Here is a 23113-nt window from a genome sequence, read left to right as displayed (position 1 = left end):
TGAAGTAAATTAAATCTTTCAAATGTATGAAAAATTATGGTTATTCTATTTAAAATTATTTATAGCATTGTTTATTCTGGAGGTACTTTCCTCTTTACCAAGGGTTTCCAGGATGTCCGGAACGTCCGGTCCTTTCAATTCTCCTACTAAAGACAAACGTAACGGCATCATTACTTTACCCATACCCAGTCCTTTGCTTTCCGCGAAATCATGCATGGTCTGCTTCAATGTCTCTGCAGTAAAGTCTGTAGAACCAAAAGCTGCCGCCAATTCTGCTAAAATTGCAGATGTTTCATCGTTCCATGCTTTTTTCGAAGCTTTTTCATCATAAGAAGTTGGAGCTTCAAAGAAGAATTTTCCGTTTTCATAAATATCTTTCGGGAAAGTTGCTCTTTCTTTCATCAGGTGAATTACTTTCAACAGCTTTTCATCAGAAGCACCTGCGAAATCAATAGCTGTGTTTTTCAATATCTGAAGAAGCTCTTCGTCAGACTTCATCTGGATATACTGATGGTTGAACCACTCTGATTTTTCTTTACTGAATCTCGCCCCAGCTTTGTGTACTTTGTGAAGATCAAATTCCTTGATCATTTCTTCTAATAGAAGAATCTCTTTATCATCAGCAGGAGACCAGCCTAATAATGCAACCATGTTGATGAAAGCATCAGGAAGATAACCGTTTTCTCTGTATCCTTTGGAAACTATACCTGTTGCCGGATCTTTGAAATCAAGCGGGAATACCGGAAATCCGAATTTATCCCCATCTCTTTTACTTAGTTTTCCTTTTCCTTCAGGTTTTAAAATTAAAGAAAGGTGTGCAAACTGTGGTGCTTCCCACTGCATTGCTTCATATAATAAAGTGTGAAGTCCTAAAGATGGCAGCCATTCTTCTCCACGGATTACGTGGGAGATTTCCATTTCGTGGTCATCAATGATGTTGGCGAAATGATAGGTTGGCATTCCGTCATTCTTTACCAGCACTTTATCATCTAAAGTATTGGTATTTACAGAGAATTTTCCACGGATGATATCTTCCAGATTCAATACTCTGTCAACAGGCATTTTGAATCTTACTACATACGGAGTTTTTTCGTCTAACAATCTCTGAACTTCTTCTTCAGAAAGCGTCAAGCTGTTTCTAAGCCCGTTTCTGGTTTTGTTGTCATATGAGAAAACATCGCCTTTAGCTTCGTACTGTGCACGAATAACGTCCAATTCTTCAGCCGTATCAAAAGCAATATAAGCATAATCTGTTTTTAAGATCTGCTCTGTATATCGGTCATAGATATCTCTTCTTTCAGACTGTCTGTAAGGAGCAAATTTTCCTCCTTTCTTAGGACTTTCATCCGGGATGATTCCGCACCATTCCAAAGCTTCTTCAATATATTCTTCAGCACCTTCTACATATCTGGCAGTATCTGTATCTTCTATTCTCAATACAAACTCCCCTCCTTGATTTTTAGCAAAAAGATAATCATATAATGCAGTTCTTACGCCTCCCAAATGTAATGGCCCTGTAGGACTTGGAGCAAAACGTACTCTTACTTTCTCCATTTCAATTTTAATTTTTGCAAATTTACTTAAAATTATGCGTTTAAGAGGTGATTTATGACCTGGTATTCTTTTTTTTGATTCCAATTTTTGTATTTATTTCTGCAGATTTTTGTGAAATACTGTTTTAAAGCTCTCAATCTTCTATTTCGGATCATAATTTTAATTCATGGATGATAGTTATGAATAATTGTGTTGTGGAAATTAGGCTCATAAAGAAAAATTATTGAATTAATGTTTGTGTGTTTTTGATGAATATAATAAAGTTGATTTTCATAAATTTGTTTTGTTGTTAAATCACAATAATGTGATAATTTAATCCTTTGTTAATAGACTTTTAAGTGATAATTAAATTCACTGATAAATGATTTATATCAGTTGTTTTTTTATATTCTACCGAATAATGAATTTTATATTTGTTGAGAATTTTAAAATAATACTATGAAAAAACAAATTTTATTTAGCTTTAGTGCTGCGCTGATGCTTTTAATGGGATCATGTTCTTCAGAAGATCTGAACCATGAAGCGACCCCGGATAGCCCGGCAAAAGCTAATCGTTTGTCAGCAGCCAAATTTGCTGGAGATGGAGTTTATGATGTCTTAGGGCATGGTTTTGATGCGGCTGGTGAATATGCTAATGCAAATTCCGCAGGCTTTAAAGTAATTGATATTGACCGATTCAAAACTGAGCAGGGAGCAAGGCTGGTTTCGGAAAATGCCAATACACAGCAGTATGTGGAAGAATATGGGGAAAATGCAGAAGGTTATTCCAAAATGGTTTCTACGAAAGTAGATGTGACAGCAGGAATTCCTTTATTCAAAAAAACATTATCAGTAGGCTTCAATTCTGCGGTTACTACCAATCATAAATTTGATGCAAAATATATCTACGGGAGTTATAATCTTTTAATTAAACAAAAAAGACTAAGATTTAATGCTACGACAGATATGCTGGCAGACTATGTGACTCCGGAGTTTACACAGGACCTGCAGACAAAGTCGCCTCAACAGATTGTACAGGACTATGGTACCCACGTAATGGTTGATATTTATACCGGAGCTAAAATGGACATTATGTTCCAGTCTGAGACCACCAACGAAAGCCGCGACCGTGCTGCAAGAATTGGAATCAAAGTTGGTATGTCAAAAATATTCAATGTAGAAGGAACCAATGACGTAAATACATCAGAGTATAGTAAAAATATTAATAATAAATTATCTTATAGAACAAGAGGAGGAGACCCTTCAAAAAGTTTAGTTGGTGAACTAAACTTGGATGAAACTACCTCAAAAATTAATATTGCAAACTGGCAAAACAGTTCCACAGTCAATAATTCAGTATTGGTGGAATTTGGTAATAACGGACTGGTTATTATTTACAATCTGGTAAAAGATCCTGTGAAAAAAGCTCAGCTTAAAGCATATGTAGATCAGTACCTAATTGATAATCAGATTTCATTGGAATATAATACCAAAATGTTATATGGCTATCAGAATCAGCCGGACAGTAACCATTATTTTAGTTTTAATACTAATCTTGGACCGTCAAGTTATTGGACCAATGAAGGGCCGACATTCAAAGTTTTTGAATACAAAGCACCTAATACAGTTCCTATTTACTGTTTCAAAAGCAATTCAGGAGCTCATCATTATTATACACAGTCAAGTACACTACAGCCGTCTTCTTATTGGGATGTATATATGGGAATAGCATTTTATGCCTATAAAGATCCGGCGGCAGACAGAGTTCCGGTTTACAATTATAAAGCAAGAAATCAATCAGATCATTATCTGACTGTGAATCCTAATCTTGGTCCAACTAGCTACTGGGTAAAAGAAGGAATCGCTTTCTATATTCCGGCAAACTAATTTTCAGAAATATAAATCAATTGTGGTCATAATAAAGTGGAGTCAGTTTTCTGGCTTCACTTTTTGTTTTGAATGCAGTATGTTTTCAAATACGTTGAAAATATAGTAATGGTTTTTGTTTATGATTGTTTATTTTCTTTCCTGAGCCGTGAATGTGTTTATTAACAGATGTTTAAGGTAATATTAAATTCACTAAATGATGATATATATCATCATTTAGTTTCTTTTTTCACTCACTGATGAATATTATATTTGCCGGAAACTTTTAATTAATACTATGAAAAAACAAATTTTATTTTGCTTCAGTAGTTTACTGATGCTTTTCATGAGTTCATGTTCAACGGAAGAACTGAATAATGAGGTAACCCCAGAAAGCCCGGCAGCAAAGGCTAATAGTCGATTATCAGCAGCCAAATTTGCAGGAGACGGAATTTACGATGTCTTAGGACATGGTTATAATGTTGCCGGTGAATATGCCAATGCAACAGCAGCTGGTTTTAAGGTGATTGATATTGATCGTTTTAAAGTGGAGCAGGCAAACAGGTTAATCAGTGAAAACACATTTTCACAGGAATACACTGAAGAATATGGTGAAAATGCAGAATCTTATTCTAAAATGGTTTCAACCAAAGTGAATGTTACTGCCGGTATTCCATTATTCAAGAAAACACTTTCTGTAGGATTCAATTCTGCGGTAACTACCAACAATAAGTTTGAAGGGAAATATATCTACGGGAGCTATAACCTTACCATTAAACAAAAAAGAGTAAGATTCAATGCCACTACAGATATGCTGGGAGACTATCTTACTCCGGAATTCGTTCAGGATCTACAAACCAAAACTCCACAACAAATTGTAGAGGATTATGGAACTCACGTAACACTTGATATCTATACAGGAGCAAAACTGGATGTTTTATTCCAGGCAGAAACAAGAAGCCAGAGCCGTGACCGTGCAGCGAGAATTGGGGTGAAAGTAGGAATGAAAGATATCTTTGATGTAGATGTAACCAATGATGTGAATACTTCCGAATCTTCTATGAACTACTCTAAAAAATTAGCCTATAAAACAAGAGGAGGGGATCCTTCAAAAGGACTTATGGGAGATCTGAATCTAGATCAGACAAATCCTAAAATCAATATTTCCAACTGGCAGAACAGTTCTAATGCAACGAATTCAGTTTTGGTGGATTTTGGAAACAACGGATTGGTTATTATCTATGACTTAGTGAAAGATGCAACTAAAAAAGCTCAGCTTAAAGCTTATGTAGATCAATATCTTATAGATAATAAAGTGTATATGGAATTCAATACTATCCCGGTTTATAGATATTACAACGGAGTAGATCATTACTATACAAAAACTCCGGGAAGCTACAGCGGATATTCTTATGAAGGAACAGAGTTCAATGCATTTTTATACAAAGCTCCAAACACAGTTCCTATTTACAGATATTACAATGGTAAAGATCACTATTATACAAAAACTCCGGGATATTACCAAGGGTATGTAGACGAAGGAATTGAGTTCAATGCTTTTGCTACTCAGCAGCCTAATACAGTTCCTATTTACAGATATTGGAATGGTAAAGATCATTACTATTCAAGATCCAGTGCAAGACCGGCTGGTTATGTTTCTGAAGGAATTGAATTCTATGCCTATTAATTGAAATATTAAAATTTTACAACCAAAGAACCGTCTCAGTTTTGAGGCGGTTTTTTAATAGAATGAAGGATAAGATAAATATTCGGACATTATTTTCGTTGATATTGAAACACTGGAAGGATATTTCCGGCAGTCTTACCATTAAAAATGTATTTTTGTACCTTAAAATTTAGATGATCAATGAAAAAAGCAATCTGCCTTTTTATCGTAGGAGAGAAGTACTGGAAAATGTATAATAAAAACAGATCTGGGTTTGAAAGCTATGCTAAAAAGTGTGGTGCAGATTTAAAGATCATTGATAGACCAATGGATGATACTTTTCATCGTCCGCTTCTTTCTCAAAAGCTTTTGATTCCTTCAGAAACAAAGGAGTATGATATGGTTCTTTTCTTAGACCTTGATATTATTATTTCAGATAAAGCACCTTCTGTCTTTGATTATCTTCCGGAAGACAAATATTTCGGGGCTATTCTTGATCCGAGAGGTACTGAAGAATTTAATAAAACCTGGGGACATATTCCGAGAATACTGGAAGAGACCAGCGAGATGTATTTTACTGACCGTCATTTTGAGGCGAATCCTTTACTGCAGGGAAGTATCAATGGCGGTGTGTTTATTTTCAGACCGGAAAAGGTAGCTGATATTTTCAAAGAATATTATTTTTCAGAACACAATCAGGGTGAACTGAATAGTTTTGAAGAAACACCTTTCGCTTATTTTTCCCAGATCAACAATTGGTTTGAAGCTTTACCTCCTGCTTTCAATGTTCAGATTTTATACAAAATAAAAGGAACGGAAAAAGGAAAAGAGGTAGAACATGATGAGAAAAAACTTCCGCAGTTTTTTAGAAAATATTACTACAAAAAATCAGGATACTGTTTTTATCCCACAAAGAAGTATAAGAATTACGTACAACAAGTCATTGCTGAAAATTACTTTACTCATTTTTCCGGCAATTATCCTATAATCTATAATTAAATTATGAGCCTACTTTCACGAATTTCCAGCAAATTTATAACAGTTTCTTATGGTATTACGGTCAATGATGAAGCTAATGAACTGAAAAAATTATTGGATGTCCTTCTTCCTTTGATTGACAAGAATGATGAGGTTATTGTACTTCAGGATATTACCAATAAAAATAAAGAGGTGACAGAACTGCTGGGTAAATATGATAATATTATAAAAATTGAAGCAAAACTGGAAGGTGACTTTGCCACTTTTAAAAACAGATTAATAGAAAAGGCGACTTGCCAATACCTGTTTCAGATTGATGCAGATGAATATCCTACTGAGCATTTCATCAAAACATTGAAACCTTATCTTAAAAAAGAAAAAAGTGTCGAAATATTTTACGTTCCCAGAATCAATATTGTAGAAGGAATTACAGAAGAATATGTACAGCAGATGGGCTGGAACATGAATAACGAAGGTTATATTAATTTTCCTGATTATCAGGCGAGGATTATTAAGAACAATAAAAAAATCTTCTGGAAAAATAAAGTACATGAAGTACTCTATGGAAATAAAAATTTTACAGAAATTCCAAAGAAATATGAACTATCATTAATTCATAAAAAGAATTTTGAAAAGCAGCAAAAGCAGAATAATTTTTATGAAACTTTGGAAGATTAATCAGGTTGAATTATTACACAACTAAAATGGCAGATTTAGGAATTAACGTTTTTGGATTTATTAATGGAGAGTTTGGCATTGCGGAGGCAACAAGGCTTAATTGTAAAGCGATGCAGAGTGCAGGTATTCCCATTAATTTGATGAATTATGATGTGAGAACCAATCATGATACTAATGATCAGACCTTTACCAGTTTTTCTGATAAAGCAGATCATCCTATCAATTTGGTTCAGGTTTCAGCATCTGTTTCGGAAATGTCGAACTTCTTTGAATATTTCGATTATTCTTTTTTTGAAAGAAAATACAATATTCTGTATATGGCCTGGGAATCAGAAACTATTCCGGAAGATTATCTTTTGAATATTAACCTTTTCGATGAGGTATGGACTCCTTCGGAATATTGCAAAAAATGTATTGAAAAGTATATCGCTTCTCCGGTAAAAGTGATTCCGCATCCCATTGATATTAACCTGAAGCCGACAGAAGATTCTGAAGCATTGAATTTTTATAATACCGACTTCTTTAATTTTTTATTCATATTCGATTATAATAGTTCTATCCAAAGAAAAAATGTACTCAATCTGATCAAGGTATTCAGAGAGACTTTTGAAGGAAAAGAGAATAATGCTTTTTTAACCATTAAAACCTCTAAATCTGATAAGTTTTCTTTGGAAAAGGAGCAGATAAAAGAGGCTATCGGAGAATCTGTGAAGATCAAAGTGGTAGAAAAGATTTTTGACAAAAATGCTTTGAACTATGTAATCAGTACCTGTGACAGCTATATTTCTCTTCACAGATCTGAAGGTTTCGGACTGACTATGGCAGAGGCTATGTATTTTGGAAAGCCTGTTATTGCTACAGGATATTCCGGAAATCTGCAGTTTATGAATGCTGAAAACAGTTTCTTAGTGAATGCTGAGAAAGTATCTTACGGTTCAGATGATCTTAATTATGATTCCAATACCATCTGGTCTGAACCTTCACTGGAAGAAGCTTCTCAATATCTAAAAAAAATATACCAGGGTGGAGATGATGTAAAAGCTGCATCAGATAATGCACGTAAAACAATTACCAATGACTTTTCACTCGAAGGAGTAGGGAAACTGATCAGAGAAAGGTCCATAGAGCTGATTTCTGAGGGTAAGATTCAGCAAAGCAGATCGGCATTAATAAAATTATATGCGGACAGTCTATTTTTGAAAAAAGATCTGAGGATTTACAAAAAGAGCAAGCCTATACAGTGGATATATGATATCAAAATGTATTTTAGAAATAGGAAAGGAAAAAAATAATTTCAGTAAAATTAAAGAGCGGTAGATTCAATGAAACCACCGCTTTTTTTATTTTTTACCTTTTATTTTCTTTAAAAAGATATTTACTTTTTTTCGTATTTTATTGTATAATGTCTTTTCAAGGTAATTCACTCTGCCACTCAATCTGTCTATTTCGGCAAGATAAAAAACGTTTCCGACACTATTTTCTGAAGTATTTTCCTTTTTGTCCATCTGGTCAATAAAAGAAAGTCTCAGCTTAAGCAGTTTTCCTATAGCTTCAAGAGAAAAATGATCTCTGATCTGAGCTTCTGCACTTTGTTGAATAGAGGTTAAGGACTTGAAATTATTTTTTATATACTGAAGCTTTTGGGTGGCATCCTCCAAATTTGGTCTTGCTAAAGTAAGTCCTTCAGCAATTAATCCTTTGGTATTAGAGGTTTTAATAAAATCATATTGAATAAGAAAGCTGTTGTTTACATTCATAAAGTCCAGATTTCCGGAATATCCGGTTCCTACAACAATTTTTCCGTAAGCCATAGCCTCTGCCATAGTCAGTCCGAAACCTTCAGAACCATGTAAAGAAATAAGAACATCAGATTTCTGAATCAATGAATGAAGTTTTTCTTTTGAGAAATGCTCATTAATAATGATAATATTTGAAATGCCGGCGTATTTTTCCAATACTGTCTGTGCATCTTTACTCCTGTCAAGATTATGCGTTTTTACAATGAGAACACTCTCCGGATCATTTTTGAAAACATTAATAAAGGCTTCAATTGTAGCTTCAGGGTTTTTTCTGATGGTAGTACTTAACGAATCAAAAATTGTAATATATACATTTGAGCCGGGTTTAATATTGTATTCTTCAAAATCAAATTCATCAGAAGGAGGTAGCTTCTGAATCGGATGGGAGAATCTCATCACAGGAATTCCTGTATATTTTGTAAAAATATTGACACAGAAATCACTAGGAACCCATAATTCATCGAAAATATTCAGAAACTCAACTGTTTTATCTGAAACTTCGGGAAATTCCCAGGCCCAATAGACAATATTGTAATGACCTGCAAGATTGATATCCTGGTTTTTTGAAAAAAATTCGTGGGTCACATTACTGTTAATGTGAAAAATATTAATTAATGCATTGGGCTGTGCGTCACTTTTAGACTTTTCAAGAGTGTCACTTGAGTAGCTGATGCGGTTTACTGTAATGCCCTGGCTTTCCATAGCTGCAGCATTAAGCCTTGTTGCCTCTGCTATCCCAAAATTTCCCTCAAAAAAACCGTGATAGTTTACGCTTAATGACATATATTATAGTGTTTTAAGTTTTTCTTTTACTTCTTCAGGTGAAAATGCTCTCAGGCTATCTACAGAATTTTGGCTTAATGTATTCCAAAGCTCTTCATTAGTATTCAGCTGAATGATGGCCTCTGCAAAACTATTTTCATCATTGGCAATCAATACATTTTTTTTATCTGTAAGCTTCATCCCTTCAGCGCCGATATCTGTAGTGACCACCGGGAAAAAATATTCAAAGGCCTGCCCGATTTTTCCTTTTACTCCAGCTCCAAACCGTAAAGGAGCTACCATGATTTTAGAATTCATGAAATGCTCTTCAATATTTTCTACAAATCCTAAAAATTTAAACTTAGAATATAGTTTAAGATCCAGTTTTTCAGAAACATTCCCAATGATGCTTACTTCCAGCTCAGGATTGGTTTTCCAGACAATGGGCATTATTTTTTCATACAGGAACTTTACCGCATCAATATTCGGTTCATGGATAGATCCGATGAACGTAATTCCTTTACTGTCACTAAAGTTCTTCCTTTCTGAAATATCAATCTTAGGATAGTGAATGTTCGATATGGTAATGATCTTATTTTTATCTGCGTACTGGCTCATGATTTCTTTCTCTTTATCGGAGATGGCAATAATGTAGTCCAGCTGTGGGGCAACAACCGTTTCCAAACGGAAGAAATGTTTATAATTTTTCTTTAAAGAAATACGGGTAGGTTCCAGTTCGATTGCTCTTTTAAACCTTAAAAAATGAATATCTACCATATCATAAATGAATCGGGTAGAAGGCAGGACAGCTTTCATCTTTTTGTAAAATAGATTCAGGGCAAGCGGCCCATTAAACCAAACGTAATCTACCTTTTTAAAAGCAGACAGGAAATCATAGATATTCTTGTATTTATTGTTCTCTACATACACCATAACATGATGCTGCTGATAAAACTTTACATAAGAGTCGTCTTCAAAAATATGAGGGGCAAATAAAATACAGTTGTATCCTAATTCTTTGTAGATTAATATAAGTTCTTTCAGTCTGTTAGCCCCGGATTCTTTATCATGAGCGGGGAAATCTCTTGAAGCAAACAGGATTGTTTTTTGGGAATCGTCATACAGATTGATGTTGACTATATCCTTTGACTGAAGATATTTGAGCTTTTCTTTCCTTTCGAAGTGTTTTTTTATTTTTTTTAAGATTCCCATTTGCTAGTTTTTAGTATCAAGTTCAAAAACTTTGTTTACCCAACTATCCAAAGTATATCTGTAGTAGATTTCCTCAGGAATTTTTTCGTAAGGTGTTTCAAAAAAAGATTTGTCAAGATTACTAATATTTTTGTTTAAAATCAAAATATTATTGGGGTTGTAAAAATCATAGGTTTTAATGGCTTCATTATCAGTAATGATTTTCTTCTCCAGAGACATTGCTTCAAAAACTCTGAAACTAAGCCCATATTGACCTTCACGCATCAGGTCAAGCAACACTTTCGAATTTTTATAATATTTAGGAAGGTCGTTATGAGGGATCTTTTTGATGCTGAAAATCAGGAAGAGGTTTTTAGGTACCGTCATGAAAATATTCGTCAGCTGATGTTTCCATGATTTTTTTCCGATGATCATAATCTGAAACTTCAGTCCCTGTTCAATCAGCTTTTTAGCCAGTAATTTTATCAGTGAAACTCTTCTGTTATCATAAGAAGTGATATAGAAAAGATCCATTTCAGGCTGCTGAATTTCTTTTGCACAGTGCGGCAGATAAATATAATTCGTCAGCTTTTCAAAACCATGCTTTTTAACATCTATATAGTCAAAGGAAAATACTTTGTCAAAAAGGTATAGTTTATCTTCTACAGGTACTCTTTCAAGGTTGTCATAAAGATAAGTAACCAGACGGTCTGTATATTTTCGGATTTTTTCAAGCGTTGAAAGATCAAATGTATCAGGATTCATCACCAGTATCTGATCCTGATGTCCTAATTTTTCAAGGGCATCCAGAACGTATTTCTGTCTTTTTTCAGTCTTAAGATTTTTATTTAAAAAGGTTTTGCTTAAAGCATTTACAGCTCTTTCATTGAAATTGGAATGAGTAACTGAGCTGATCTTTATATGATGGGCATCAATACCTCGTTTGCATAATGCTTCAACAATATACTTATCATAATCCCAAAAATCATAACTAATGATACAAATCTTCATTCAACTAATTTTGCTCTTTTTTTAATGATTCATAGGTTTCAAAAACGCTTAAAGATTGGAGGTAAGATAACTGATACCCTTCTTTTCCGTCTAAAATACCCAGTCTCATTATATAGGCCTTAAAGAATTTAAAAGCTGTTTTAAGATATTGCACTAAAACATTGTACTTTTTCCCTTTTGCAGCCAGTTCTTTCCCCTTTAAAACTCCGTAATGAATCATTTTTTTTCTATAAGATTCATAATCTGAAACGGAGTAATGTAGTAATTTATTTTTTAAAATCCCAATGGTTCCGTTGACTTCCAGAGTTTCGTGTACCTTTTTTCCTGCCATATATCTGGCCTTCGATTTTCTGAAAAGTCTGAAATTTTTATCAGACTGTGTTCCTGAAAAATGAATCGGTTTCTGAGCAAAAAAGAATTTCCTGTAAAAATAGTAGGCATCTTTTTGCCCGGGTTTATTCAGCTCATCTTTAATTTCCTGCTTCAGGGCCGTTGTAAGTCTTTCGTCACCATCTAAAAACAGCACCCAGTCATTTTTTGCAGAATCCAGAGCCAAATTTCTTTGCTTTGTAAAGTCTTCAAATTTATTTTGAACCACCTTTACATTAGGGAATTTCTTTGCAATTTCTACAGTTTTATCCGTACTAAATGAGTCTATCACTACTATTTCGTCACAGAAATCAAAAGACTCAAGGATATCCTGTATATTTTTTTCTTCATTATATGTTATGATCAAACCACTTATATTCATCACAACGATTTGTTTGATAGAGAAGTACGTGAATACTCCTTTAATATTGTTTTTAAAATAGTTTTAATCTGCCAAAGATAAGTTTTAATTTGAATTTTATGATCGAATCTTTGCCTTTTATATCAATTCTACATAGCTCGTATGGATGCCGGGTAGGGTAATAATTCACCTTATTTCCAATTCTTACTGCAAAATCGATTCCTATTTTTTTTAAAATAGAAAAAAATGCTAATTTATCATCTTTTTTTTGTGGATATTTTCCATACGGATATGCTAAAACTCTTGAATACCTGATGTTTTGGGCATCAAGAATTTTCATATTTTTTTTTAGATCTTTTTCTATAAAATCAAGAGAAGCATTTTTTAGATTTTCATGGGCATGACTGTGAAGGGCAATTTCAAAATATTTTTTATCCAGATTTCTGATTTCATCAAAGGTCATCATAGGATAATTGTTATATCCCTTTTCAATAAATCCGGTTGGAATAAAAATAGTCGCTTTCAGATTATATTTTTCCAGTAAAGACGGCAGATATTCAAGGTTATTTCTGTAGCCGTCATCAAAGGTGATGATGATGTTTTTTTTCGTGGAAGCAGTAAGTTCTGAAAAAAACTGCGAATTATATCTTTTACGGCTCAGGTAAGAAAACTGCTGTTCAAGATTTTTTAAACTTACCGTAAGATCTTCATGGCTTTCCTTTTCAATCTGATGGTACATAAGAATAACCAGTCTGTTGTGTGGGAAAGCAAATAGATAGAGACGGAAATATATAACGATAAATACAGCCAATACAACAGGAATAAGATAAAGAATCATACTATTTTATTCTGTTTTTTTCCTTTTCTATTTCCACTAGTCTTATTTTTTCACGCAATTTAATATATTTTAAAAAAGTGTAATAAGACATCGTTTTGGCAATGTAAAAACCGGGAAATCCATCCAAAAAGCCTCTTTTGAAAATAAATACTTTGGTAAATTCAAAGATAGGACTTACAATAATTTTAAATCTATTGATTTTTTTCCCTCTCTCATACATTTTCTCAGCCATCATATCAGAATATTTATTGATTTTCGAGACATGATGATGAATGCTTTTGTAGGTATAATGATTCAGTTTTCCTTCCAGAAGACCGGCTTTCTGATCGGTAATCAAAAATTCATGAACTTTATCATCAGAATACCTGGCGTATTTTTTTCTGAACAATCTTTCACGGCATACATTTCCCCATCCTCCAAATCTGATCAGGTGAACTCCAAGATGATTGTTGAATCTTGCTTTATACACATTGAACTCTGTTCTTTCTGAAGACACAATTTCCGTTATGGATCTTTTCATGTCTTCATCGGGAACTTCGTCAGCATCCAGAAACAAAACCCACTCATGAGAACATAAAGTAAGGGCATGGCTTTTTTGTTCACCATACCCGTTAAATTTTTTCTCAGAGAATTTTACCTGAGGATATTTTTGAGTGCAAATCTCTTTGGTTCTGTCTGTCGAAAAGCTGTCAACAATAATGATTTCATCAACAGTATCTGTTAACGAATCTAAAAGTCTTACGATGTTCTCTTCTTCATTATAAGTAATGATTGCAAGGGAAAGAGCCATTTATTTATACTCAAGAATCGTCTTTTCAATAATCTTCACACAATCCAGTAATTGCTCTTCAGTAATTACCAATGGCGGCGCCAGTCTGATGATGTTACCATGAGTAGGTTTTGCCAGTAATCCGTTTTCTTTCAACTGTAAGCAAAGGTTCCATGCGGTGGAGCTTTCAGGAGTGTCATTGATCAGGATAGCATTTAAAAGTCCTTTTCCTCTTACTTTGGTAATAAGATCTGTCTTTCCGATCAGCTTATTGATTTCAGCTCTGAAGAGTTGTCCAAGCTCTTCAGCTCTTTCGGATAATTTTTCTTCAGCTACAACGTCCAATGCTGCTACTGCTACTGCACAGGCAATAGGATTTCCTCCGAATGTAGAACCGTGCTGCCCCGGCTTGATAACATTCATAATGCTGTCGTTAGCTAAAACGGCTGATACGGGGTACATTCCTCCGGAAAGGGCTTTCCCTAAAATTAAAATATCCGGTTGTACATCTTCGTGGTGGCATGCAATCAGTCTTCCTGTTCTTGCAATACCAGTCTGAACTTCATCAGCAATAAAAAGAACGTTATGTTTTTTACATAGTTCAGAAGCATTTTTAAGGAAGTTTTCATCCGGAACATATACTCCGGCTTCTCCCTGAATAGGTTCTACAAGGAATGCAGCAATAGTATCTGCTTCTCTGCTCAGAACTTCTTCTAAGGCTGTAATATCATTGTAAGGAATTTTAATAAATCCTGGGGTAAAAGGTCCGTAGTTCTGGTTGGCATCCGGATCATTAGAGAAAGAAACGATAGTTGTTGTTCTTCCGTGGAAATTATTTTCACAAACAATAATTTTTGCTGCGTTTTCCGAAATTCCTTTTACTTCATAACTCCATTTTCTCGCTAGTTTTACTGCGGTTTCCACAGCTTCAGCTCCGGAGTTCATTGGTAAAACTTTATCAAACCCGAAAAGAGTCGTGATTTTTTGTTCGTATTCTCCCAATTTAGAGTTGTAGAACGCTCTTGATGTTAAAGCCAATTTTTTTGCCTGCTCTACCAATGCTTCTACAATTTTAGGGTGAGAGTGTCCCTGGTTTACAGCAGAATATGCTGAAAGAAAATCATAATACCTTTTGCCTTCTACATCCCAAACGAAAACACCTTCTCCGCGGTCCAGAACTACTGGAAGCGGGTGATAATTATGCGCTCCATGTTTGTCTTCAAGGTCAATAAAATACTGTGAGTTTTTTGTTTGTTCTGCTGTTGACATATATTTTGGTTTTCAACAAATTTACATAATATTAATGATATGCCTGAACAAATATCCAGTGTCGTATGGAGGTGTAATTGAAGTAGATTTTAAGGCGGAATAATGCTGTATCAGAAAATATTTTCTTTGTTGACGGTTTGTTTTAGGTTTTATATCTTTCTAATAACAGAATTTTATTTTCTTCTTCTTTATTAACTTTTTGTTAATCATTAACGATGGAATGCTGCCAATAATTTTTATGATATGTAGTCTGAAATATTGGATATTAATGGACGAAAAAAAACTGCCTCAAAAAGAGGCAGTTTCGTTTTTATATTTAAATAATCTTAGTGATTATCATATTTTCTATCCATTACAAAATCTTCCATGAATTTTGTAGTATAGTTTCCTGCAAGATAATCTTCATTATCCATCAGCTGTCTGTGGAAAGGAATTGTTGTTTTTACTCCTTCAATATAGAACTCCTCAAGAGCACGTTTCATTTTAGCAATAGCTTCCTCACGGGTTTGAGCCGTAGTGATAAGCTTAGCAATCATTGAATCATAGTTAGAAGGAATACTGTATCCGGAATATACGTGAGTATCTACTCTGATTCCGTGTCCGCCAGGGATGTTTAATCCTGTGATTTTTCCCGGAGACGGTCTGAAGTCTGCGTAAGGATCTTCTGCGTTGATTCTACACTCTATGGAGTGTAATTTAGGATAATAGTTGATTCCTGAAATAGGAGTTCCGGCCGCAAGAAGAATTTGTTCTCTGATCAGGTCATAATCAATTACCTGTTCGGTAATAGGGTGTTCTACCTGGATTCTTGTGTTCATTTCCATGAAATAGAAATTTCTGTGCTTGTCTACAAGGAATTCGATAGTTCCTACTCCTTCATATCCAATAAATTCAGCAGCTTTTACAGCAGCTTCACCCATTTTTTCACGAAGTTCATCTGTCATGAAAGGAGAAGGTGTTTCTTCAGTTAATTTCTGATTTCTTCTCTGTACAGAACAGTCTCTTTCAGAAAGGTGGCAGGCTTTACCGAATTGGTCACCAGCAACCTGAATTTCAATGTGTCTAGGCTCTTCAATCAGTTTTTCCATATACATACCTCCGTTTCCAAAGGCAGCTACAGCTTCCTGAATTGCAGATTCCCAGTGGTCTTTAAGGTCTTCAGCTTTCCATACAGCTCTCATTCCTTTTCCACCACCACCTGCAGTTGCTTTGATCATTACCGGATATCCTGTTTCTTCAGCCACTTTTACAGCGTGCTCGTAAGATTCGATCAATCCGTCAGAACCTGGTACACATGGTACACCTGCAGCTTTCATGGTAGCCTTAGCGTTAGCTTTATCTCCCATTTTTTCAATCTGCTCTGGAGAAGCACCAATAAATTTGATACCGTTCTTTTGACAGATTCTTGAGAAGTTAGCATTTTCAGATAAAAATCCATAACCTGGGTGAATGGCGTCAGCGTTGGTAATTTCCGCAGCCGCAATAATGTTAGGGATTTTAAGATAGGAGTCTTTACTCATTGCAGGACCAATACATACCGCTTCATCAGCAAATCTTACGTGAAGACTGTCTTTATCAGCAGTAGAGTATACTGCAACGGTTTTGATCCCCATTTCTTTACAAGTACGTAAAATACGCATTGCAATTTCGCCACGATTGGCTATTAATATTTTTTTGAACATCTCTCCGAAATTTTAAATTATAAATTTTGAATTTTAAATTATTTTAAATGAAAAAGATTCATCTAAAATTTATAATCTTTAATCTAAAATTCCTTAAGATGGATCTACTAAGAATAAAGGTTGGTCATATTCTACTGGAGTAGCATCGTCAACTAGGATTTTAACGATTTTTCCGCTGATTTCAGATTCAATCTGGTTGAATAGTTTCATTGCTTCAATAACGCAAACTACTTTCCCAACAGAAACTTCGTCACCTACATTTACAAATACATCTTTATCAGGAGATGGTTTTCTATAGAAAGTACCAATCATAGGAGACTTGATTGTTACATACTTGCTGTCATCAGATGCAGCTTCAGCTTTCTCAGCAGCAGGAACAGCAGGAGTTGCAACAGGTGCCGGAGCAGCTACAGCTTGTGGTGCAGTGTGGTATACTGCTGGCTGTGCATAAACAGCATCGCTCCCAGCTAATGGAGTTTTAATAGTGATTTCGAAATCTTTAGTCTTATATTTTACTTCTGAAACTTCAGCTTTAGATACAAACTTAATAAGATTTTGTATGTCTTTAATGTCCATAAATTTGATATTTGATTTTGGGTCAAAGATACCAAAAAAACGTAAAAAACAACAAAAAACCGCCAAATTTTATCAAAATTGAGCGGTTTTTGTATTAAAATGAGGCTTTTTCAATGAAAAGCGACTCTTAGTTTTCTTCAGTAGCAGCTACTTCTTTTTCCAATACTACTTTACCTCTGTAGTAAAGTTTTCCTTCATGCCAGTGAGCTCTGTGGTATAGGTGAAGCTCTCCTGTTGTTGCATCTTTAGCTAATTGAGGAACTACAGCTTTGTAGTGAGTTCTTCTCTTATCTCTTCTTGTCGACGACTGTCTTCTCTTTGGATGTGCCATTTTCTAATAACTTTTTTAATTGATGAGCGATGAGATTCATCATCTCATCATATTTAAATTATTCTATTTAATTATTGTCTCTTAACTTTCTTAAAGCATCCCATCTGGGATCACTTTCATGTTCTTCTTCTTCTGTTTCCTCAATATCTTTTGGACTGAACTGGTCAAGAATTTTAAGATCTTCATCATTTGCATTGGGTGAAATCTTTTTCATAGGGATAGAAAGCATTACATTTTCATAAATCAAATGTGCTACATTGAAAGCATGCTCTGCAGTAGGAATGGTAATAACATCTTCATTGCTGTCATCATATTCTTCCCCGAAATTCACCAAAATCTTGATTTCATTCTCAATAGGATAGTCAAAATCTTCGTTTGTAATATCACAAACCAACTCAACCAATCCATTAATTTTAATCTCAAATTCCAGAAAAGTAGTGTGTTTATCAAGCGATACATTCACTTCTATTCTAGGATTTGTAAATTCCTGCTCAGTATCAAATAATTGAAAGAACGTTTTATCTATCTCAAACTTGAACTCGTGTTTTCCGTTTTTAAGTCCGGAAAAGCTTACGTCATAGTTTCTTAACTTGTCCATAAAATGAGTGTGCAAAAATATGCATTTTTTTTATAATAACAAATAAAATCTGAAACAAATTAATTTAAAATTTGTTTTAAAGATTTATCCTTCAGTTTCCTCCGGTAGATCCTCATCTATTCCGTTGTCTACAACCATTTTTCTAGGCTGCATGCGGTCATTCATAAGTTCGCTGTATTCACTTCTGTTCTTGAAAATTTTAATAGCTGTGAATATTGCTTCTGTAAAACTCTGCTCATCAGCAATATTTTTTCCTGCAATATCATACGCTACACCGTGATCCGGAGAAGTTCTGATAAAAGGAAGTCCTGCTGTATAGTTCACGCCCTCTTCATAGGCTAATGTTTTGAAAGGCGCTAGCCCTTGATCATGATACATTGCTAAAACCGCATCGAAATTTTTGTATTTATTTGGCTGGAAAAAGCTGTCTGCCGGGAAAGGACCAAATGCCAATGTTCCGTTGTCAGAAAGTTCCTTGATGGCCGGGCTGATGATTTCAATTTCTTCATTTCCGATAACACCACCATCTCCGGCATGAGGATTTAATCCTAATACGGCAATTTTAGGCTTCTGGATACAGAAATCTTCTATAAGGGTTTGGTTCAGAACTCTGATCTGTTTTTTTATTTTTTCTTTGGAAATATTTTCAGCTACCTGCGAAATTGGAATATGATGCGTAGATACAGCTACTTTAAGATCTTCAGTTACCAGGAACATCAATCCCTTTTTATTGAATTTCTCTTCGAAGTATCCTGTATGTCCGGCATGTTTAAAGCCCATTTTCACCATTTCATCTTTGTTGATAGGGGCGGTTACCAAAACATCAATCTCTCCTTTGATTAGAGCTTCAGTTGCTGCTTCCAAAGAATCAATAGCCATTTTGGTAGATTCTTCCGTAGGAACTCCCAATTCTACATTCACGTTTTCCTTTGTCAGGTTAAGCATATTAAGTTTCCCTGCCTGAGCTTGTGAAGCTTCATTAATATAGTTGAAATTAAGATTCAGCTTAAAAATGTTTTTCTGATAAGTGAATAATTTTCCCGAACCAAAAATTACAGGAGTGAAAAAATCCGTAATAGTTTTGTCTTTTAGAGACTTCATAATGATCTCCGGGCCGATGCCGTTGAAATCACCGATTGAAATTCCTACTCGTACTTTATGGTTTTTTGGGCTCATTTTGATTATCTTTGAAGATTATAATTTACAAATTTAGCAAAAAATAATATGTTCACAGGAATTATTGAAGCAGTTGGCGTTATTGAGAAGATTGAAGAAAAAGGAAGCAATATAGATTTTACCTTGACATGCCCCTTTACAAACGAATTAAAAATAGACCAGAGTCTTGCGCACAACGGCTGCTGCCTTACAGTTGTTGAAATAAAAGACAATCAATATGTAGTAACAGCCATCAACGAAACCTTAGAAAAAACTAACCTTGGAAAATGGGAATTGGGGACCGTTGTGAATCTGGAACGCTGCATGAAGATGGACGGAAGACTGGATGGGCATATCGTTCAGGGACACGTTGATAAAACCGGTGAAGTTGTGGGGATTGAAAACAAAGACGGAAGCTATTTTATTACTATGAAATATAATAATGACGGAAGTTTTGTGACAGTACCTCAGGGATCAATCACAGTAAACGGAATCAGTCTTACCGTTGCAAAAAGTGAAGATGCTCAGTTTTCTGTAGCTATTATTCCTTATACCTGGGAATTTACCAATATGAAACATTTAAAAGTCGGTGATAAAGTAAACCTGGAATTTGACATCATTGGTAAGTATATTGCTAGGTTAATTAAAAAGTAGAATGTCAATTAATAAGTATAAAGGATATAGCTTAAGGAACCGTGTGTTTTTCGGTTTCCTGCTGGTATGTTTTTTAAGTGTTGTCGCTACGTCGCTTGTACCTTATTTTGTGCTGAGAAATCACTCTCTGCAGCAAAGTAATATCGATATGCAGGATAAAACCAATGCTGTAATGCGATATCTGGACTATGCGGTAAGCCAGAAGCTTATTGAAACAAAAGATCTTCCGGAGGTTTTGGGGAATAAAATCTTCGAAATAGCGGATATCAATCAGCATGACATTTTTATTTACGATTTGAAAGGGAACTACTTGCTTTCAAATAAAGATGAGGCTTTGGTTGAGCAGAAAACGATTCCTATCGAAATCATCAACAAGATTCTGTCTACCGATGCAAGAGTAGACATGGTCAATTATGATGCTTCAAAAGATGCAAAACTTACTTCTTCCTATCTTTTGTTGAAAAATAATGAACTGGAACCCATCGGAATTGTCTATATTCCTTTATATCATAATGAATCTGCTTATCTGGAGGTTCTTCATCAATATGTAAAATATATTCTTTTAGTTGATATATTTCTTATTCTGTTCAGTATCTGGATCAGTTGGGTGACTTCCAACAGTCTGGCAAAAACAATTACGAAGTTTTCTGATATGATTACCCGTATTACATTATTTGAAAATGAAATGCGGCCTATCAGATATTATAAAAATGATGAGCTTAATGCCTTGGCAAGAGCTTATAACAGAATGATTCTGCAGATCCAGGACCAGAAAGAAAGACTTAGGTTCAAAGCGTCTGAAGAAGCATGGAGAGAAATGGCCAAACAGGTAGCTCATGAGGTGAAAAATCCTCTGACTCCGATGAAACTGACCATTCAGAATTTTGAAAGAAAATTTGATCCGGAAGATCCAAATATCAGAGAAAGGGTAAAGCAGATGAGTAAAACAATTGTAGATCAGATAGATCTTATTGCAACGGTAGCCTCAGCTTTCTCAGAATTTGCGAAACTTCCTGAAAAAAATAACGAGGTGATCAATCTGAATACAGAGGTTGAGGATATTCTCCGTGTTTTCAATGATGACAGTATCTTTATGCATGCCAATAAGAGCAATATTATGATCAATATGGATAGAATTTATCTTTCCAGAATTATAACGAATTTGGTTACCAATGCAAAGCAGGCCGAAAGTGATGAGAGAAAACTGATCATCAATGTAGATGTGGAGCAGCATCAGAGGAGAGTGATTATTTCTGTTCAGGATAATGGAATAGGAATTCCTGAAAGTATGTACGAAAGAATCTTTGAACCGAATTTTACGTCTAAAAGCAGTGGAATGGGGCTGGGCTTATCTATGGTAAGAAAGATGATTGAAGATTATAAAGGAGAGATCTCTGTAAAATCTGAAATAGGAAAAGGATCTACATTCATCATTACACTGCCTACCAATTTATAGTGAAACCCTTTACATTTAAACAATTTAAAATAGAACAGTCCAAAGACGTCTTCCGTGTAGGAACAGACGGTGTTCTGCTTGGTGCTTTGGCAGATGTTGACGATGCTTCCAGTGTTTTGGAAGTGGGAACTGGAACGGGTTTGATCTCTTTAATGCTTGCCCAAAGAAATCGGCAGGCCTATTTTTTAGGACTGGATATTAATGAAGATGCCGCAACGCTTACTAAGCTTAATTTTGAAAACGCGCCTTTTCATGCAAGACTAAAAAACAAACATCAGGATTTTAAAACTTTCGAAACAGAGGAACGGTTTGATCTTATTGTTTCCAATCCTCCCTATTTTGAAGAATCAGGATCTGAAAAAGACAAGATTGCACGCCAGACTGTAGAATTAAATTTCAGGCAGTTAATTACCAATGCGTCGCGATTTTTATCGGAAAACGGGATTCTTTCCGTAATTATTCCTGTTGAAGCGGGAGAAGTTTTTATTTCAATAGGTAAAGAGAATCATCTGTTTTTAAACAGAAGGATTAATATCAAAGGAATTGAAAATTCAAAAGCTAAAAGGCTGATTCTGGAATTCTCATCACAGGAAAAAGAAATCCGTGAATCTGACTTTATTATAGAAAAAAGTCCGAGACAATACTCGGACCAATATCTTGAACTCACTAAAGAGTTTCATGTTTTTAAGTAGAGAAGTTAGAAATTAGATTTTAGAAAACAGTAATTCCCGACTTGCTTAATTGTTATTCAAATAATTCTGCCGTATCCAGTACAGATACTTTTCCATCTTCGCATCTGATAGCTTCACCAGGGAAGTTTTGAATCATGTGGTAATCGTGTGTTGCCATTACTACTGCAGCACCATTTTCAAGGGCAACCTGCTTCAAAAGCGTCATGATTTCGTTGGAAGTTTCGGGGTCCAGGTTTCCTGTCGGCTCATCTGCTAAGATAAGATCCGGGTGGTTAAGAAGGGCTCTTGCGATGGCAATACGCTGCTGCTCACCTCCGGAAAGTTCGTGTGGCATTTTGTGCTTTTTGCTTTTCATGTTTACGCTTCCCAAAACCTCATTGATACGGTCTTCTATTTTTACTTTATCATTCCAGCCTGTTGCTTCAAGAACAAATTTCAGGTTTTTTTCAACCGTTCTGTCAGAAAGTAACTGGAAATCCTGGAATACGATTCCTAATTTTCTTCTTAAGTTAGGAATATCAGAAGGTTTTAGCTTTGCCAGATCAAATCCTACAACAGCTCCGTGTCCTGATGCCAATGGAATATGTCCGTAAAGCGTTTTCAGAAGGGAACTTTTTCCGGAACCTGTTTTTCCGATAAGATAGCAGAATCTACCTTTTTTAATGTTAAGATTTACATCAGAAAGTACAGTGAAGTTTTTTTGCGCAATCTTTGCGTTTTGTAAACTTATAATATTGTCTCCGGAGATATTTGTATGTGGCATAATTTAATTTTAAAGACTGTTTCTAACAAAAATATTTCAACTTTTAAAAATAGAAAAAGATGTTGATTCAGCCTAAATTTTAGTAAATTTTAACAACAAAAAATGCCTGAAAAGGA

General features: G+C 34.9%; 22 protein-coding genes. 8 read left to right on the top strand and 14 right to left on the bottom strand.

The genetic code is table 11. The annotated features are described in order from the left end of the window. Positions 1-45: 45 nt before the first annotated feature. Complete coding sequence (gene gltX, locus DYR29_RS13135) at positions 46-1554, bottom strand: glutamate--tRNA ligase (protein WP_213277233.1); 1509 nt, start codon at positions 1552-1554, stop codon at positions 46-48. Positions 1555-1992: 438 nt separating this feature from the next. Here gltX and DYR29_RS13130 point away from each other — a divergent pair, with 438 nt between their 5' ends. The 5 genes from DYR29_RS13130 to DYR29_RS13110 all read left to right on the top strand — a co-directional run bounded on the left by DYR29_RS13130 (position 1993) and on the right by DYR29_RS13110 (position 8013). After that, on the top strand, positions 1993-3420 hold the full coding sequence (locus tag DYR29_RS13130) for an MAC/perforin domain-containing protein (RefSeq protein ID WP_213277232.1): 1428 nt from the start codon (positions 1993-1995) through the stop codon (positions 3418-3420). A gap of 277 nt (positions 3421-3697) precedes the next feature. Further along, complete coding sequence (locus DYR29_RS13125; RefSeq protein ID WP_213277231.1) at positions 3698-5086, top strand: MAC/perforin domain-containing protein; 1389 nt, start codon at positions 3698-3700, stop codon at positions 5084-5086. Positions 5087-5266: 180 nt separating this feature from the next. Continuing rightward, on the top strand, positions 5267-6064 hold the full coding sequence (locus DYR29_RS13120; RefSeq protein ID WP_213277230.1) for a hypothetical protein: 798 nt from the start codon (positions 5267-5269) through the stop codon (positions 6062-6064). A 3-nt stretch (positions 6065-6067) separates the two neighbouring features. Then, positions 6068-6721: a glycosyltransferase gene (locus DYR29_RS13115; RefSeq protein WP_047373565.1), complete on the top strand. Its 654-nt coding sequence runs from the start codon at positions 6068-6070 to the stop codon at positions 6719-6721. A 26-nt stretch (positions 6722-6747) separates the two neighbouring features. After that, the gene (locus DYR29_RS13110) at positions 6748-8013 is read left to right on the top strand and encodes a glycosyltransferase (protein ID WP_213277229.1); all 1266 of its coding nucleotides are present in this window, start codon (positions 6748-6750) and stop codon (positions 8011-8013) included. A gap of 48 nt (positions 8014-8061) precedes the next feature. Here the strand turns inward: DYR29_RS13110 and DYR29_RS13105 are convergent, their stop codons facing one another. The 12 genes from DYR29_RS13105 to pdxA all read right to left on the bottom strand — a co-directional run bounded on the left by DYR29_RS13105 (position 8062) and on the right by pdxA (position 19453). After that, on the bottom strand, positions 8062-9303 hold the full coding sequence (locus tag DYR29_RS13105) for a glycosyltransferase (RefSeq protein ID WP_213277228.1): 1242 nt from the start codon (positions 9301-9303) through the stop codon (positions 8062-8064). Between the two features lie 3 nt (positions 9304-9306). Beyond that, positions 9307-10494, bottom strand: a complete 1188-nt coding sequence (locus tag DYR29_RS13100; protein ID WP_213277227.1) for a glycosyltransferase family 4 protein — start codon at positions 10492-10494, stop codon at positions 9307-9309. 3 nt (positions 10495-10497) lie between these two features. Continuing rightward, a complete protein-coding gene (locus DYR29_RS13095) occupies positions 10498-11484 on the bottom strand; it encodes a glycosyltransferase family protein (protein WP_047425009.1) in 987 nt (328 codons plus the stop codon). 4 nt (positions 11485-11488) lie between these two features. Continuing rightward, complete coding sequence (locus DYR29_RS13090; protein ID WP_213280626.1) at positions 11489-12235, bottom strand: glycosyltransferase family 2 protein; 747 nt, start codon at positions 12233-12235, stop codon at positions 11489-11491. 52 nt (positions 12236-12287) lie between these two features. Next, entirely contained in the window at positions 12288-13052 is a 765-nt protein-coding gene (locus tag DYR29_RS13085; RefSeq protein WP_213277226.1) for a polysaccharide deacetylase family protein, read from the bottom strand. A gap of 1 nt (position 13053) precedes the next feature. Further along, positions 13054-13842: a glycosyltransferase family 2 protein gene (locus DYR29_RS13080; protein WP_213277225.1), complete on the bottom strand. Its 789-nt coding sequence runs from the start codon at positions 13840-13842 to the stop codon at positions 13054-13056. Next, positions 13843-15090, bottom strand: coding sequence for an ornithine--oxo-acid transaminase (rocD, locus tag DYR29_RS13075; protein ID WP_213277224.1), 1248 nt, complete (start codon positions 15088-15090; stop codon positions 13843-13845). Positions 15091-15416: 326 nt separating this feature from the next. Continuing rightward, positions 15417-16772 (bottom strand): acetyl-CoA carboxylase biotin carboxylase subunit, encoded by a 1356-nt coding sequence (accC, locus tag DYR29_RS13070; protein WP_213277223.1) that lies wholly within the window; start codon positions 16770-16772, stop codon positions 15417-15419. A gap of 93 nt (positions 16773-16865) precedes the next feature. Next, positions 16866-17348 (bottom strand): acetyl-CoA carboxylase biotin carboxyl carrier protein, encoded by a 483-nt coding sequence (gene accB / locus DYR29_RS13065; RefSeq protein WP_213277222.1) that lies wholly within the window; start codon positions 17346-17348, stop codon positions 16866-16868. Positions 17349-17475: 127 nt separating this feature from the next. Further along, the gene (gene rpmF / locus DYR29_RS13060; RefSeq protein ID WP_002976251.1) at positions 17476-17679 is read right to left on the bottom strand and encodes a 50S ribosomal protein L32; all 204 of its coding nucleotides are present in this window, start codon (positions 17677-17679) and stop codon (positions 17476-17478) included. Positions 17680-17746: 67 nt separating this feature from the next. After that, positions 17747-18277 carry a YceD family protein gene (locus DYR29_RS13055; RefSeq protein ID WP_213277221.1) on the bottom strand — a complete coding sequence of 177 codons (531 nt, stop codon included), beginning with the start codon at positions 18275-18277 and terminating at the stop codon, positions 17747-17749. Between the two features lie 84 nt (positions 18278-18361). Further along, positions 18362-19453: a 4-hydroxythreonine-4-phosphate dehydrogenase PdxA gene (gene pdxA / locus DYR29_RS13050; protein WP_213277220.1), complete on the bottom strand. Its 1092-nt coding sequence runs from the start codon at positions 19451-19453 to the stop codon at positions 18362-18364. A gap of 48 nt (positions 19454-19501) precedes the next feature. Between pdxA and DYR29_RS13045 the strand changes: the two genes are divergently transcribed. From DYR29_RS13045 to DYR29_RS13035, 3 genes are read left to right on the top strand one after another with little or no spacing between them, the layout of a single operon-like run. After that, positions 19502-20086 carry a riboflavin synthase gene (locus DYR29_RS13045; RefSeq protein ID WP_213277219.1) on the top strand — a complete coding sequence of 195 codons (585 nt, stop codon included), beginning with the start codon at positions 19502-19504 and terminating at the stop codon, positions 20084-20086. Between the two features lies 1 nt (position 20087). Beyond that, positions 20088-21542 carry a sensor histidine kinase gene (locus DYR29_RS13040; RefSeq protein WP_213277218.1) on the top strand — a complete coding sequence of 485 codons (1455 nt, stop codon included), beginning with the start codon at positions 20088-20090 and terminating at the stop codon, positions 21540-21542. Further along, positions 21542-22234 carry a tRNA1(Val) (adenine(37)-N6)-methyltransferase gene (locus DYR29_RS13035; protein WP_213277217.1) on the top strand — a complete coding sequence of 231 codons (693 nt, stop codon included), beginning with the start codon at positions 21542-21544 and terminating at the stop codon, positions 22232-22234. The genes DYR29_RS13040 and DYR29_RS13035 overlap by 1 nt, the downstream gene beginning before the upstream one ends. 52 nt (positions 22235-22286) lie before the next feature. Here the strand turns inward: DYR29_RS13035 and DYR29_RS13030 are convergent, their stop codons facing one another. Next, a complete protein-coding gene (locus tag DYR29_RS13030) occupies positions 22287-22997 on the bottom strand; it encodes a cell division ATP-binding protein FtsE (RefSeq protein WP_047373550.1) in 711 nt (236 codons plus the stop codon). Positions 22998-23113: the final 116 nt, after the last annotated feature.

The sequence above is a fragment of the Chryseobacterium indologenes genome, assembly GCF_018362995.1.
Lineage (GTDB): Bacteria > Bacteroidota > Bacteroidia > Flavobacteriales > Weeksellaceae > Chryseobacterium > Chryseobacterium indologenes_G.
This window is presented reverse-complemented; position numbering and strand designations above follow the sequence as displayed.